At 58.1% G+C, this 13,805-nt stretch carries 12 protein-coding genes; 8 read left to right on the forward strand and 4 right to left on the reverse strand.

Annotated features, from left to right (window positions below):
* Positions 1–66: 66 nt before the first annotated feature.
* Together AC2FFA_RS06975 and AC2FFA_RS06980 are read right to left on the reverse strand one after the other, a co-directional pair.
* Positions 67–1,467, reverse strand: a complete 1,401-nt coding sequence (locus AC2FFA_RS06975; protein WP_299894925.1) for a helix-turn-helix domain-containing protein — start codon at positions 1,465–1,467, stop codon at positions 67–69.
* A gap of 63 nt (positions 1,468–1,530) precedes the next feature.
* A complete protein-coding gene (locus AC2FFA_RS06980) occupies positions 1,531–2,736 on the reverse strand; it encodes a multidrug effflux MFS transporter (RefSeq protein WP_496850744.1) in 1,206 nt (401 codons plus the stop codon).
* A gap of 183 nt (positions 2,737–2,919) precedes the next feature.
* Between AC2FFA_RS06980 and AC2FFA_RS06985 the strand changes: the two genes are divergently transcribed.
* From AC2FFA_RS06985 to AC2FFA_RS06995, 3 genes are all read left to right on the forward strand, one after another.
* The gene (locus tag AC2FFA_RS06985; RefSeq protein WP_496850746.1) at positions 2,920–4,452 is read left to right on the forward strand and encodes an acyl-CoA carboxylase subunit beta; all 1,533 of its coding nucleotides are present in this window, start codon (positions 2,920–2,922) and stop codon (positions 4,450–4,452) included.
* 210 nt (positions 4,453–4,662) lie between these two features.
* Positions 4,663–5,049 carry a DUF6497 family protein gene (locus AC2FFA_RS06990; RefSeq protein WP_496850748.1) on the forward strand — a complete coding sequence of 129 codons (387 nt, stop codon included), beginning with the start codon at positions 4,663–4,665 and terminating at the stop codon, positions 5,047–5,049.
* 133 nt (positions 5,050–5,182) lie between these two features.
* The gene (locus tag AC2FFA_RS06995) at positions 5,183–5,536 is read left to right on the forward strand and encodes a hypothetical protein (RefSeq protein ID WP_496850750.1); all 354 of its coding nucleotides are present in this window, start codon (positions 5,183–5,185) and stop codon (positions 5,534–5,536) included.
* 86 nt (positions 5,537–5,622) lie between these two features.
* On the opposite strand, the gene AC2FFA_RS07000 is transcribed toward AC2FFA_RS06995, so the two are convergent.
* The gene (locus tag AC2FFA_RS07000) at positions 5,623–6,774 is read right to left on the reverse strand and encodes a DcaP family trimeric outer membrane transporter (RefSeq protein ID WP_496675831.1); all 1,152 of its coding nucleotides are present in this window, start codon (positions 6,772–6,774) and stop codon (positions 5,623–5,625) included.
* Positions 6,775–7,424: 650 nt separating this feature from the next.
* Here AC2FFA_RS07000 and AC2FFA_RS07005 point away from each other — a divergent pair.
* Complete coding sequence (locus AC2FFA_RS07005) at positions 7,425–7,628, forward strand: hypothetical protein (RefSeq protein ID WP_117868275.1); 204 nt, start codon at positions 7,425–7,427, stop codon at positions 7,626–7,628.
* Between the two features lie 116 nt (positions 7,629–7,744).
* The gene (locus AC2FFA_RS07010; protein ID WP_496850752.1) at positions 7,745–9,793 is read left to right on the forward strand and encodes an acetyl-CoA carboxylase biotin carboxylase subunit; all 2,049 of its coding nucleotides are present in this window, start codon (positions 7,745–7,747) and stop codon (positions 9,791–9,793) included.
* A 76-nt stretch (positions 9,794–9,869) separates the two neighbouring features.
* Here AC2FFA_RS07010 and AC2FFA_RS07015 read toward each other — a convergent pair whose 3' ends face one another.
* Positions 9,870–10,316, reverse strand: coding sequence for a DUF4174 domain-containing protein (locus tag AC2FFA_RS07015; protein WP_496850754.1), 447 nt, complete (start codon positions 10,314–10,316; stop codon positions 9,870–9,872).
* A 168-nt stretch (positions 10,317–10,484) separates the two neighbouring features.
* Between AC2FFA_RS07015 and scpA the strand changes: the two genes are divergently transcribed.
* The 3 genes from scpA to AC2FFA_RS07030 all read left to right on the forward strand — a co-directional run bounded on the left by scpA (position 10,485) and on the right by AC2FFA_RS07030 (position 13,805).
* Complete coding sequence (scpA, locus tag AC2FFA_RS07020) at positions 10,485–12,611, forward strand: methylmalonyl-CoA mutase (protein WP_496850756.1); 2,127 nt, start codon at positions 10,485–10,487, stop codon at positions 12,609–12,611.
* Positions 12,612–12,717: 106 nt separating this feature from the next.
* Entirely contained in the window at positions 12,718–13,320 is a 603-nt protein-coding gene (locus AC2FFA_RS07025; protein WP_496850758.1) for a VOC family protein, read from the forward strand.
* Positions 13,317–13,805, forward strand: coding sequence for a GNAT family N-acetyltransferase (locus tag AC2FFA_RS07030; RefSeq protein ID WP_496675840.1), 489 nt, complete (start codon positions 13,317–13,319; stop codon positions 13,803–13,805). The genes AC2FFA_RS07025 and AC2FFA_RS07030 overlap by 4 nt, the downstream gene beginning before the upstream one ends.

Below are 13,805 nucleotides of genomic sequence, written 5' to 3' on the forward strand. Positions count from 1 at the left end.
GCACTGTCCCTGTCCCTGTCCCGGTCTGGGTCGGGTTCCCCCGGCACACTTCTGGCCATGTGAAGATCAGGTGACTTCGTAGGGCAGGGTACCGCGCGTATGGGTGTCGATGCTGAGGCGGCGTTCCAGCGGCGGGACCGAACGCTGGTGGCAGTTTTGTCGCTCGCAGATGCGGCAGGAAATGCCGATGGGCTCGTAGGCGCTGGCGTTGTTTATGTCGAGGTTGTCGGCATACACGAGCGCCGGGGCATGGCGTACCTCGCACCCCAGCGCAATTGCGTACCGTCTGACCGGCGCGCCGAATGAGCCTCCTGATTTCGACACATCCCGTGCCAGCGAGATGTAACGCACACCATCCGGTGTTTCTGCCAGTTGCCTGAGGAAATGGCCCGGCGTTTCAAAGGCCCGATGCACGTTCCAAAGGGGACAAGCGCCACCGAACCGCGCAAATTGAAGGCGCGTGGCCGAGTGCCGTTTAGTGATCGTCCCGGCCTGATCCACGCGAACGAAAAAGAACGGGATACCTTTTGCGCCGGGGCGTTGCAGCGTCGACAGTCGGTGTGCAACCTGCTCGATCGAGGCGCCGAACCGGTTGCTGAGCAGCTCCAGATCGTGGCGCTCTTCCTGAGCGGCGGTCAGAAACGCGGAATAGGGCATCAAGGAAGCGCCCGCGAAATAATTGGCAAGGCCGATCTTTGCGATGGACCGCGCCTCTTCGCTTTGGAACTTGGCAAAATCCAGAGTCGCTTCCAGCAGTTTGTCCTGACTGATCAGTGCGACTTGCAACAGCAGCTGAAACACTTGCGTTTGCGGAGCCGAGCGGGACGAAAGGCGAAGGACCTTGCTTTCGGCGTCATATGTGCGCAAGGGGGCGATGTCAGAGAACATCACTTGAATGCCGCGCTCCGTCAGGCTGTTCAAAGCAGCTTGCCGGATATTGCCCGGCCCTTCAGCGCGGTTGGCGAACAGTTCTGCCGCCCTGTCCACGGCGTCGATATAGTTGTCGCAATAGTGAAAGAAGTCCCGTACCTCCTCCCAGGGGCTGGCCTGCATACGGGCGTCTTCCCGTCCCAAGGCTTCGTCGAGAGAGGCGAGACGCTCATGTGTCTGCCGGTAGGTTTTGTGCAGCTCGATAAATGCGCGGGCCAATGCCGGGGCGTTTGATGCCGTCAGGCGTAAATCGGCGAGTGGCGGTAGAATATCCGCGAAAACCGGGTCGGCCAGAGCTTCGCGCATATCCGACACCAACCGCTCGCTGTCACCGGTGCTGAGCTCGGTGACATCCATGCCAAACTCTTGCGCCAGAGCCAACACAACCGTCGTCGAGATCGGCCTGTTGTTGTTTTCCATCTGGTTCAGATAGGGGAGTGAAACACCCAGTTTCGCCGCGAATTCGCGTTGTGTCAGGGCCAGTCGCGTGCGCATTTCACGCAGTTTCGCGCCGGCATAGAGCTTTTGGGTGGCCATGAGGTGCCTTTGCAAGTTTCCTATTTTGGAAGACTAACTTTGCAAAGTTCTCGGGGCAAGTCGTTACAGCCCCAATTGACGCTCTCGCCGAATGACGGAACCAATTGCGAAAATCGCCAGAACTGCGGATGTGAGCATCAGCCAGAGCAAGGGCATGGCGCCGGTTTCCCGGGTCAGCAGGGTGCCTGCCAATGCACTTAGCCCGGCGCCGCCACCCAGCATGATCGCTCCGCTCAACCCCGAGGCGGTTGCCGCCAGATGCGGACGAACCGACAGTGCGCCGGAAGTTGCATTGGGGATGGCCATGCCGTTTCCGACGCCTACAAAGGTCATCAAGCTGAAAAAGCTGAGTGCGGTGCCCTGACCTGTGAGAAACAAAGATGCTGAAAGCGCAACACCCAACGCGTTAAGCAAGCTGCCCCACAGCACCATTCGGTTGATGCCAATCTGCATGGAAAAACGACCGCTAAGAAAGTTGCCAACAAAGTAGCCGACTGCGGGAGCGCCGAAATAAATGCCTACCTGCGCCGCGCTTAGTCCAAACAATTCGGTTCCGATAAAGGGTGCGCCGCCGAGATAGGCAAAGAAGGTGCCTGACGAAAAGGCGCAGGACAACGAATAGCCCCAAAAACGTGGCGATGTCAGAAGCTCGGGGTATTCCTTGAATTGCTGAACCAGGGTCTTGCCGCTTTTGGCTGATGTTTCTCCGAAATCCGCGAACGTCAAGGCAAGCGTCAAAGCCCCGATGGCAAAAGGCAGCCAGAAGTTTGCTTTCCAGCCAAAGCTTTCCTCCAGAAGTCCGCCGATCGCCGGGCCGATCATCGGAACCACGGCCATTCCCATTGTTACGTAACCGATCATGGATGCGGCCTGATCCTGATCGTACATGTCCCGGACAGCGGCACGGCTGAGAACCATGCCTACAACGACGACCGCCTGGCACATTCTGAAGGCCAGAAAGATTTCAGCGTTGGGGGCATAGATGCATCCCAGAGTAGCCAGCAGGAACAAACCAATCCCCCACAGCAGAACTGGCCTGCGGCCAGCCTTGTCTGCAAGCGGTCCGATCAGGATTTGAAGAACTGCATTGACCAGAAGATACAGCGCGATCGACAGCTGCATGATCTTGTAATCGGTGCCAAAATACACTGCCATATTCGGCAGGCTGGGCAGGAACAGGTTCATGCTTAGCGCGGACAAGCCCGCGAGCAAAACAAGTGTCGCCAATGTGGGTGGTGTGCGGTGAACCGCGCGAGAGCTGAACTGCATAGTTCACATGTATAGTCACGGAATTTTGGATTGCCAGTCATCCATCAAATCCATCGCAAAACTTAGCAAGTTTACAGTTATCCAGATTGTTGTTGCTGAAAGTTTGCAAATTTGCCGAAAAGGGCTTTGGATAAGAAGGCCGAAAGGGTAGGGTCCCGGCAAATTTTACAAGGGATAATCGCCATGAAAGACATCCTTTCCGAGTTGGAAAACCGCCGCAACGACGCACGATTGGGTGGTGGGCAGAGGCGGATCGATGCCCAGCATGCGCGCGGAAAACTGACAGCGCGAGAGCGGATCGAGTTGCTGCTGGATGAGGGCAGCTTTGAAGAATTCGACATGTTCGTCAGCCATCGATGCACTGAATTCGGAATGGAAAATCAAAAGCCTGCCGGTGATGGCGTTGTCACGGGCTGGGGTACCATCAACGGGCGTATGGTCTATGTGTTCAGCCAGGACTTTACAGTCTTTGGTGGGTCGCTGTCCGAGACGCACGCCCAGAAGATCTGCAAGATTATGGATATGGCGGTCCAAAACGGTGCTCCGATTGTCGGAATCAACGACTCGGGCGGTGCGCGAATCCAGGAAGGTGTGGCATCTCTGGCGGGTTATGCCGAAGTATTTCAGCGCAACATCACTGCGTCCGGCGTAGTACCACAGATCAGTGTGATCATGGGCCCATGCGCAGGAGGGGCGGTCTACAGCCCGGCGATGACTGACTTCATTTTTATGGTTAAAGACACCTCTTACATGTTCGTGACGGGCCCGGATGTGGTCAAAACCGTGACCAACGAAGTCGTCACAGCCGAGGAACTGGGCGGTGCCTCTACCCACACCAGGAAATCCTCGGTCGCCGATGCCGCGTTCGAAAACGATGTCGAGGCGCTGGCCGAAGTGCGTCGATTGGTTGATTTCCTACCGCTCAATAACCGCGAGAAGCCCCCGGTCCGCCCGTTCTTTGATGACCCTCACCGGATCGAGGCTTCGCTGGACACCTTGGTTCCGGATAATCCCAATACGCCCTACGACATGAAGGAACTCATCACCAAAATAGCGGATGAAGGTGATTTCTATGAAATCCAGGAAGATTTCGCCAAGAATATCATTACCGGCTTTATCCGGCTGGAAGGTCAGACCGTCGGCGTCGTGGCCAACCAACCGATGGTACTGGCGGGATGTCTGGATATCGACAGTTCGCGCAAGGCGGCGCGGTTCGTACGGTTCTGCGACTGCTTTGAAATCCCGATCCTGACTCTTGTCGATGTTCCGGGTTTCCTGCCAGGAACGCAGCAGGAATACAGCGGTGTGATCAAGCACGGAGCAAAGCTGCTTTATGCATATGGTGAGGCGACCGTGCCAAAGGTCACCGTGATCACGCGCAAGGCCTATGGCGGTGCCTATGTGGTTATGGCATCCAAACACCTGCGTGGTGATTTCAACTATGCCTGGCCGACCGCCGAAATCGCGGTGATGGGTGCCAGGGGTGCAACCGAGATCATCCACCGGGCGGATCTGCATGATGCAGAAAAGACCGCACAGCATGTCGCAGATTACGAAGATAGGTTTGCGAACCCATTTGTCGCCGCCGAGCGCGGGTTTGTCGACGAGGTGATCATGCCGCACTCGACCCGCCGGCGTGTGTCCCGTGCCTTTGCCAGTTTGCGCGGCAAAAAGCTTAAGAACCCTTGGAAAAAACACGACAATATTCCGCTTTGAACCATTCGGGGCGGCGTTGGTCGTCCCGGTTTGCTTGGCCCTGGCAACCCAATTCCAGGCAAAGAATGCTCAAATATGCGGCGGAATTGACAAAAAGCGACAAATGGTTGAATGATCCGACCCGTCAGACATAGAACCGCGCAGGCCAAAAGCACTGCGCGCGCGATCCCGGAAGGAGGAGCCTGCCTTCGGCGGGTCCGGGATCGTGCCATGTGTCTGGTGTTGTGCGCGCTCGGCACTTCCGTTTTTGCCCAGACAGATAGTTCATTGCCGGTGCCGTCCGGTCAGCCGGTTCAGCTGAGCGATGTCCTGCTGGACAACAACCCGGGTGAGCTTTGGGTGCGTTTTCGATTTGTCGCCCCGAAAATCGGAGCATCTGTGGGGCGGATTGGCTATGATGTAGCGTCGAAGGACATGGAGCATCTGTGCCAGATTCTTGCCGTTCCCTATGTGGCTCAGCACGAATTGCAGCCATCTAGAGTTGTCATTTCCCTGTCTGATCGCCCGGTGGAATTTGGTGACAACGCTCCGGACGCGACACAGTATTTTGAAGCCTACCGGCTGGAGCAGTCCCGGTGTATCTGGGAGGGGCTTTGACCATGTACTTACGCTGTCATGACTCCAAAGCATCTCAGACCAACGGTGCGGCTTTGGAGGTGCGCAACATGATCCCATCCCAATTCGGGTTCGAACTATTATTGTCTGCGACAAACAGCTGTGGAGTGTCGCCATGCTAAAACATCGCGGGTTCCCCGGTCGTCTTTCGGGCACCGATTATCAGTTCACAATTCGGCGCGCCAATCCCAAAGGCGTTACACCGCTGACACGGCGGGAACGATTCCGGGACCGGAAACCAGCGGACAAGCGCGCAGATATCGCGTTCATGGAAGCTTTGTGGGCCCATTTCGGCGATCAGCCGTTCGAGCGGGGCAATCTGGATGCGGGGCGTCTCAGCTGGTTGTTCGGGCGCGAAGTCATTCCGGCGGAAGACCCATTTGATCCCGCAAGTTATGACGCAATGCTGGTGATCGATGTGACCGCTGCACGTGCGTCTTTTCCGGACATAATCGACGGGACAGGCTGATTGTGATTCAAACCGCCGCATATCAGCCCTTTAAGACCGGTTTCGGGATGACCCTGCCCGAAGCCGGGCAGGATCCGTGCGCGGAATCAGAAGTTCAACTGAGCGGCGAGCTGAACGCGGCTTCCGTCAAAGGTTCTGCCGGTCGGCGCGTCGTTCCGTTCGCCATAGATGTACTCGGCGCTGAGTGTCAGATCCTCAGTTGCCTTGTAAAATGCGTTGACGTGGATTGTTTCCAGCTCGGTAAACGACAGGGTTCCGGTCGAAGTCGGCAGGTCATAGTCTTCTTTTCCGTATGCAATGCCAACATTCCATTTCGGGCTCAGATCCTGCCGGAATTCGATGGTGTAGCCATCCACGTCGTTGGCCAGGCCATTCACGATGGGATCACCAAGGCCGATCAGGTACGGGCCGAGTGCCTCGCCGTTTACATAGTTGACCTGGAACAGGCCGCCCTGCCATGGGCGAACAGAGCCGGATATCGTGAACCCGGTTTGATCGACTTCGACATTGCCGGATTGCGCCTTGCCGTAGAGGCCGGACACACGCGCGATATACGTCCCGTCATTGTACTCGGCGGATGCGGTCAAAACCGGATCATCCGAATTCGAACCGCTGACATTCTCTTCGATCGAAACTGCGAAGGACGTGTTCGTTCCGAAAGAGTTGGTATAGCGAACCTGCGGAACCCGTGCGAAGGGAATACCAACAGGGCCGTTGAACTCCACCGAGGTCGGGTAGGTATCCAGCGGCATGAAGTTGGTCCAGGTCTGACCGATCAGCCAGTTGTCACCGATGGTGATATTGGCGTGGCGTACACGCAATTCGGCTGTTCCGCCCGAACCAAACAGATCAAGTTCCAATTGCCCGCCGATATCGCCGATGCCGCTTGGGGTGGTGGTGCGCAGGCCGATCCGCGATTGGCGGACGGTGGCACCAAATGTGCCATCGGTCGCAGCCGAGGGTTCCCCGATGACATTCACGAACGCCGTATCCCCCTGATCGAAATCGAAGTCGTAGAAGAAGTCGGCCTTCACGTAGCCATAAACATCCAGAACGGTGTTACCGATGCGGAAGTCTCCGTTGGCGGGGCTGCTCTTGCCAGATTCCAGCGCCTCGACCCGGGCGCGCAAGGCGTCAAGCTCGGCTTGGGTTTGGGCATCCTGAGCAAAGCCAAGCGTGCCGGTCACACTGAGAGCAGAGGCAGCAAGCAGGAGTGCTTTTTTTCTAGTCTTCGTCATGTGGGTGTTCCTTTGAGTGCGAGTGTGCACAAGGACCGTTTCACGAGGTGCGAATCTTGGGAAATCACGAGGATGGGAAGTGAAGACTTTGATTTTTCAAGCATATGTGTGTTTTTCACGGCGCTGAAACACGACGTCTTGAGCCGCTTGGATAACTCATTGGCGCAAGGCGGTTCTGTATGTCCAACGCTGACAGAGGGTCGTGATGCTGCAACTGCGAAACGCGCTGACAGCAGCTTGATCTGTCACGAAACCGTGACGGCAAAGCAGCTTGAAATGCCCGAGCAGTATCGAACGGGTATCGGCGCGAAGTTGCGCGGCATTTCCCGGTGTGGGCAGATTCCAGCCGAAATCCCGATTGGAAACAATACTGTGTTTGCTGGCAATATTGTGCTGTGCAAACTGGATGAGCCGTGCGGCTCTACTTTGCCTGCGCCGCACATGCACCTACTATTCCGTACCCCTTCCTTGCGCGGGCAGGCTTGTGTTCCCCACATAGTCCTGTCCGCGTTTTTCTTTTTGCCTGTAGCGGACAAAAAGAGGCAAAATCCCGCACAAAATTCGCCTGCGCGTCCGTTGATATTGAATAACAATGCGTGTTTCGCGCATCTGACCCGAAAAGGACCAAGAAACCCAAAAGGGCAGATACTATGCGATTCTCACGCTTCATCCTTGTTGCGACGACCTGCGCGGGCCTGGCCGCCTGCGGAGACACCACGGGCGAACAGGCAATCCTCGGCGGAGGCGCCGGGGCAGTGGGGGCAGCGGTCCTCAGCGCGGACCCGTTGTTTGGCGCAGCAGTCGGTGCGGCGGGCAACGTGCTTTACTGCAAAACACAGAACACCTGTAACTAACGCATATTTTGCGGGGCGCGTGTCGTCCCGCCCGTCATCGCGTATCACGCCGTCGTGGGGATTGTTCTCTGCGGCGGCGTTTTGCGTTTCCAGAACACCAAGCCAAAGGACGTTCCATGTTTAATAAGATCCTGATCGCCAACCGGGGCGAGATCGCCTGCCGGGTTATCAAGACTGCCCGCAAGATGGGTATCGGCACCGTCGCCATTTTCTCGGACGCGGACAAGAACGCGCTGCATGTGTCGATGGCGGATGAAGCCATTCATATCGGCCCGCCACCTGCCAACCAGTCTTACATCGTGATCGACAAGGTCATGGATGCCATCCGTCAGAGCGGCGCGCAGGCGGTCCATCCGGGTTATGGCTTCCTGTCCGAAAACGCCAAGTTTGCCGAAGCGCTGGAAGCCGAAGGCGTGGCTTTTGTCGGTCCCCCGAAAGGTGCGATCGAGGCGATGGGCGACAAGATTACCTCGAAGAAAATCGCTCAGGAGGCAAACGTATCGACAGTTCCCGGATACATGGGGCTGATCGAAGACGCCGACGAGGCAGTCAAAATCTCGAACCAGATCGGCTATCCTGTCATGATCAAGGCCAGCGCCGGGGGCGGTGGCAAGGGTATGCGGATCGCGTGGAATGATGACGAAGCGCGCGAGGGCTTTCAGTCGTCAAAGAACGAAGCCGCAAGCTCGTTCGGGGATGACCGGATCTTCATCGAGAAATTTGTGACCCAACCGCGTCACATTGAAATTCAGGTTCTGTGCGACAGTCATGGAAACGGCATCTATCTGGGCGAGCGCGAATGCTCGATCCAGCGCCGGAACCAGAAAGTCGTGGAAGAGGCACCGTCGCCGTTTCTGGACGCAGCGACACGCAAGGCCATGGGGGAGCAGGCCGTGTCTCTGGCCAAGGCCGTGGGCTATTCCAGCGCGGGCACAGTCGAGTTCATCGTTGACGGTGAAAAGAACTTCTACTTCCTTGAAATGAACACGCGCTTGCAGGTGGAACACCCTGTTACCGAATTGATCACCGGCGTTGATCTGGTCGAACAGATGATCCGCGTCGCAGCGGGTGAGGAGCTTTCAATCACGCAGGATGACGTGGTGCTGACCGGATGGGCGATCGAAAACCGCCTGTACGCCGAGGATCCGTATCGCGGCTTCTTGCCGTCGATTGGCCGTTTGACCCGGTACCGCCCGCCACAGGAGACGGCAGCCGGACCGATGCTGGTCAACGGCAAATGGCAAGGGGATGCGCCCGAAGGGGATGTTGCCGTTAGAAATGATACCGGCGTCTATGAAGGCGGTGAGATCAGCATGTATTACGACCCGATGATTGCCAAGCTGTGTACCTGGGCTCCGACCCGCGAGCAGGCGATCGAGGCGATGCGCGTGGCGCTGGACAGTTTCGAGGTTGAAGGCATTGGCCACAACCTGCCGTTCCTGTCCGCCGTGATGGATCATCCAAAATTCATCAGCGGGGATATGACCACGGCGTTCATTGCAGAAGAATACCCGGACGGGTTCGAAGGCGTGGAACTTCCCGAGGCGGACCTGCGTCGGATTGGAGCGTCCTGCGCGGCGATGCATCGCGTTGCCGAAATTCGCCGGACCCGTGTGTCGGGCCGGATGGACAATCACGAACGCAAGGTCGGCACTGATTGGGTTGTCACCCTGGGGGGCGAGATCCAGTGGCCTGTCAAGGTGATGGCGGATCAGGATGGGGCCACGGTCAGGTTCGACAATGGTCAGGAAATGAGGGTGACGGGCGATTGGACCCCGGGCGATCAGCTGGCCACCATGATGGTCGACGGCGCGCCGCTGGTCATGAAAGTGGGCAAGGTCTCGGGTGGGTTCCGCATCCGTAACCGCGGCGCGGACCTCAAGGTGCAGATACGTACCCCGCGTCAGGCCGAACTGGCGCGTCTGATGCCCGAAAAACTGCCGCCCGACACCTCGAAAATGCTGCTTTGCCCGATGCCCGGCCTTGTCGTGAAGATCGACGTCGAAGTGGGGCAAGAGGTGCAGGAAGGTCAGGCGCTGTGCACAATTGAGGCGATGAAGATGGAAAACATCCTGCGCGCCGAGAAGAAGGGCACCGTTGCCAAGATCAATGCGGGCCCCGGCGACAGCCTCGCTGTGGACGAAGTGATCATCGAGTTCGAGTGATCATGATCGCGCGTTTGTCATACCAGTCAAAGCCTCCGGCATTCCGTGCCGGGGTCTTTCGGGGTGGCGAAAGCGTTCAGCCGCCTTCGCGGCGATCGCGGATTTCGCGTTCGCGCAGGGGGGTCTTGTCGATGGACCGGCCAATCTCGCGCACGCTCCACGGAGAAGGTTTGCGCAGTTTGACCACACCGTCCTTGTCGACGAATACCATCTGGAACCCACGCGGCCGCAACTGTGACCGGATCGGGGACCGCGCCGACGGATCGGTATCGGTCAGAACCACCACGTCGCGTTCACGCATGGCGGCCTCACCTTCGAGCAACATGTCGATCTGTTGTTGGAACCGCGGGTCCGCCGGCGTGTCGGCAAAGACCACGATCGGGCGGCTGACCCAGAGAAAATCGCTGAGTTCGCTGTCACCTACCGGGCGGACAAAGTTGTCATCCGTCGTCGCTGTGCCATCCGCTGCCCAGACGGACAGCGGGATTAGTGCCGAGAAAACAAAGGCAAGCGTGCGTGTCATGTGGCCTCCTGTTCCTTCGAATATAGCCTCTGTGCCACCGATTGCGACCGACGATTTGTTCCTAACACTCAAAATGTCGCGCTTGCGCCTGAATGAAACGGCCAAGTGCAGGACCTCAATGCGGAAGCTTTCGACTGCCGCCATCCGAATTGACGAGAGGAAACCGAAATGACCGACACGAAGGACTGGAAAGCGCTGGCCGAGAAAGAGCTGCGCGGACGTCCGTTGGACGACCTGACCAAAGAGACTCTGGAAGGCATCGCGGTCAAGCCGCTCTATACGCAGGAAGACACCGCCGATTTGCCGCATATGGGCTCGCTGCCGGGCTTTGGTCCGTTTACACGCGGCGTGAAGGCCACGATGTATGCGGGCCGTCCGTGGACGATCCGTCAATATGCGGGCTTTTCCACCGCCGAAGAATCCAACGCATTCTACCGTCGCAATCTTGCGGCCGGTCAGCAGGGGGTTTCGGTCGCGTTCGATCTGGCGACGCATCGCGGCTATGACAGCGACCATCCCCGGGTGGTTGGTGATGTTGGTAAGGCTGGCGTGGCCATCGACAGTGTCGAAGACATGAAAATCCTGTTCGACGGCATCCCGCTCGATAAGGTCTCGGTCTCGATGACCATGAACGGTGCGGTGATCCCGATTCTGGCGAATTTCATCGTTGCGGGTGAAGAACAGGGTCACGACAAATCTGTCCTGTCCGGCACCATTCAGAACGACATTCTGAAAGAGTTCATGGTTCGCAACACATATATCTATCCGCCCGAACCGTCGATGAAGATCATCTCGGACATCATTGAATACACCTCGAATGAAATGCCCAAGTTCAATTCGATCTCGATCTCGGGCTATCACATGCAAGAGGCCGGGGCGAACCTGGTTCAGGAGCTGGCCTATACGCTGGCCGATGGGCGCGAATACGTTCGGGCCGCGACCGAAGCGGGTATGGACGTCGACAAGTTTGCAGGTCGCCTTTCCTTCTTCTTTGCCATCGGTATGAACTTTTTCATGGAAATCGCCAAACTGCGTGCCGCACGCACGCTGTGGCACCGGGTCATGACCGAGTTCGGGGCAAAGTCCGAACGCTCAAAGATGCTGCGGACACACTGCCAGACTTCGGGTGTCAGCTTGCAGGAACAGGACCCCTACAACAACGTCATCCGTACCGCCTATGAGGCCATGAGTGCAGTACTGGGCGGCACACAGTCGCTTCACACCAACGCGCTGGACGAGGCGATTGCCCTGCCCACGGATTTCTCGGCCCGCATCGCAAGGAACACGCAACTGGTGCTTCAGGAAGAAACCGGTGTAACCGATGTGGTCGATCCGCTGGCCGGGTCCTACTATGTCGAAAGCCTGACCAATGAGTTGGTCGAAAAAGCCTGGGCCCTGATGGAAGAGGTCGAGGAAATGGGTGGTATGACCAAGGCCGTGGCCTCGGGTATGCCCAAGCTGCGGATCGAGGAAAGCGCGGCCCGCCGTCAGGCCATGATCGACCGGGGCGAAGAGGTCATCGTCGGGGTCAACAAGTACCGTAAGGAACAGGAAGACCCGATCGATATCCTGGACGTCGACAACGTGGCCGTACGCGAAGCTCAGGTCGCACGGCTGGAACGTATCCGTGCAACGCGGGACGAGGCCGCCTGTCAACAGGCACTGGACGCACTGACCACGACCACCCGCAAGGGAGGAAACCTGCTGGCCGCCGCCGTCGAGGCCGCCCGTGCCCGCGCATCCGTAGGAGAGATCAGCATGGCAATGGAGAAGGAATTCGGCCGCCACCGCGCCGAGGTGAAAACCCTGGCCGGCGTTTATGGCGCGGCCTATGAGGGTGACGAAGGCTTTGCCGCGATCCAGAAATCCATTGAGGAATTCGCCGAGGCCGAAGGCCGCCGCCCCCGTCTGCTGGTGGTCAAGATGGGGCAGGATGGACACGACCGGGGTGCCAAGGTCATCGCGACCGCTTTTGCCGATATCGGGTTTGACGTGGACGTGGGCCCCTTGTTCCAGACACCGGCTGAGGCTGCGCAGGACGCGGTCGACAATGACGTGCATGTGGTCGGCATTTCCTCGCAGGCGGCAGGGCACAAGACATTGGCCCCGCAACTGGTGGGAGAGCTGAAAAAGGCCGGGGCCGAGGACATCATCGTGATCTGCGGCGGGGTGATCCCGCAGCAGGACTACCAGTTCCTATACGATCATGGGGTCAAGGCTATCTTTGGTCCGGGCACCAACATTCCCGAGGCCGCTCAGGACATCCTGCGCCTGATCAGCGAAGCGCGCGGTTGACGAAGGTCAGGTTTTTCTTCGAAACCTCTTGTGATCGCGCCTCTTTGGCGAAAACATACGGCCAGATCCGCAAGGATCTGGCCGTAAAATTTGCAGGAGGTGGCGCATGTTACTGGATCATCTGGCCGTCGCGGGTGAAACGCTGGAAGACGCAACTGCCCATATCGAACAAGCGCTTGGCGTTGCCCTGCAACCCGGCGGCAAGCACGAGACGTTCGGGACATACAACAAGTTGCTGGGTCTCAGGGGCGGGCTCTATCTGGAAGCGATTGCGATCGACCCGCAGGCGCAAACTCCGGGCAGAACGCGGTGGTTCGATCTGGACCGCTTTGAGGGCAGCCCGCGTCTGACCAACTGGATTTGCCGGGTCGAGGATATCGAAGCCTCGCTTTCGATGTTTCCCGATGGTGTCGGGAAACCGATCGACCTGACCCGGGGGGCGTTACGATGGCGCATGGCGGTTCCGCCAACCGGGCGCTTGCCGTTCGACAACCTGTTTCCCGCACTTATCGAATGGCAGGGCGACCTTCACCCGGTCGACATGCTGCAAGACAGCGTCTGTCGGCTGCGGCGTTTGGTTGTGTACCACCCGGATGCATTGACGCTGGCCAAACATCTGGGTGCATTGGATCATGTGGTGTTCGACACCGGCCCGGCCGCGCTCAGGGCGGAATTCGAGACTCCTCATGGGATTCGGGTGCTGGAATGATCATTCGCACGGCCATGCGGGCGGATGCGCCCGCAATCGCCAGGATCACCAATGCGATCATTCGCGAGTCCTTGATCACGTTCACGACCGATGAGCGCAGCACGACGCAAATCACTGAGGACATCTCGGCGCGGGGCACCGGATTTCTGGTCGCCGAACATGATGGGCAAGTTGTTGGTTTTGCCACCTATGCCCCGTTTCGTGCGGGTCCCGGATACGCGCAGACGCGCGAACACTCGATCCAGCTGTCACCGGACGGGCGCGGAAAGGGCGTTGGGCGTGCTTTGATGCAAGCGCTGGAGGAGGCCGCACGAACCGACGGGCTGCATGTGTTGGTTGCAGGCATCTCCTCGGCCAATCCGGGCGCTGTGGCGTTCCACGCGGCGCTGGGCTTTTTGCAGGTTGGTCGAATGCCCGAAGTAGGGTTCAAATGGGGTCAACGGCTGGATCTTGTGCTGATGCAGAAAATTCTTTCGCCTGAGTGA

The organism is Ruegeria sp. YTSB088 (assembly GCF_059609825.1).

What these genes read in the sequence shown, in the direction of transcription:
- AC2FFA_RS06975 (WP_299894925.1), bottom strand. Translation starts at nt 1,467, where the DNA reads ATGGCCACCCAAAAGCTCTATGCCGGCGCGAAACTGCGTGAAATGCGC.
- AC2FFA_RS06980 (WP_496850744.1), bottom strand. Translation starts at nt 2,736, where the DNA reads ATGCAGTTCAGCTCTCGCGCGGTTCACCGCACACCACCCACATTGGCG.
- AC2FFA_RS06985 (WP_496850746.1), top strand. Translation starts at nt 2,920, where the DNA reads ATGAAAGACATCCTTTCCGAGTTGGAAAACCGCCGCAACGACGCACGA.
- AC2FFA_RS06990 (WP_496850748.1), top strand. Translation starts at nt 4,663, where the DNA reads ATGTGTCTGGTGTTGTGCGCGCTCGGCACTTCCGTTTTTGCCCAGACA.
- AC2FFA_RS06995 (WP_496850750.1), top strand. Translation starts at nt 5,183, where the DNA reads ATGCTAAAACATCGCGGGTTCCCCGGTCGTCTTTCGGGCACCGATTAT.
- AC2FFA_RS07000 (WP_496675831.1), bottom strand. Translation starts at nt 6,774, where the DNA reads ATGACGAAGACTAGAAAAAAAGCACTCCTGCTTGCTGCCTCTGCTCTC.
- AC2FFA_RS07005 (WP_117868275.1), top strand. Translation starts at nt 7,425, where the DNA reads ATGCGATTCTCACGCTTCATCCTTGTTGCGACGACCTGCGCGGGCCTG.
- AC2FFA_RS07010 (WP_496850752.1), top strand. Translation starts at nt 7,745, where the DNA reads ATGTTTAATAAGATCCTGATCGCCAACCGGGGCGAGATCGCCTGCCGG.
- AC2FFA_RS07015 (WP_496850754.1), bottom strand. Translation starts at nt 10,316, where the DNA reads ATGACACGCACGCTTGCCTTTGTTTTCTCGGCACTAATCCCGCTGTCC.
- scpA (WP_496850756.1), top strand. Translation starts at nt 10,485, where the DNA reads ATGACCGACACGAAGGACTGGAAAGCGCTGGCCGAGAAAGAGCTGCGC.
- AC2FFA_RS07025 (WP_496850758.1), top strand. Translation starts at nt 12,718, where the DNA reads ATGTTACTGGATCATCTGGCCGTCGCGGGTGAAACGCTGGAAGACGCA.
- AC2FFA_RS07030 (WP_496675840.1), top strand. Translation starts at nt 13,317, where the DNA reads ATGATCATTCGCACGGCCATGCGGGCGGATGCGCCCGCAATCGCCAGG.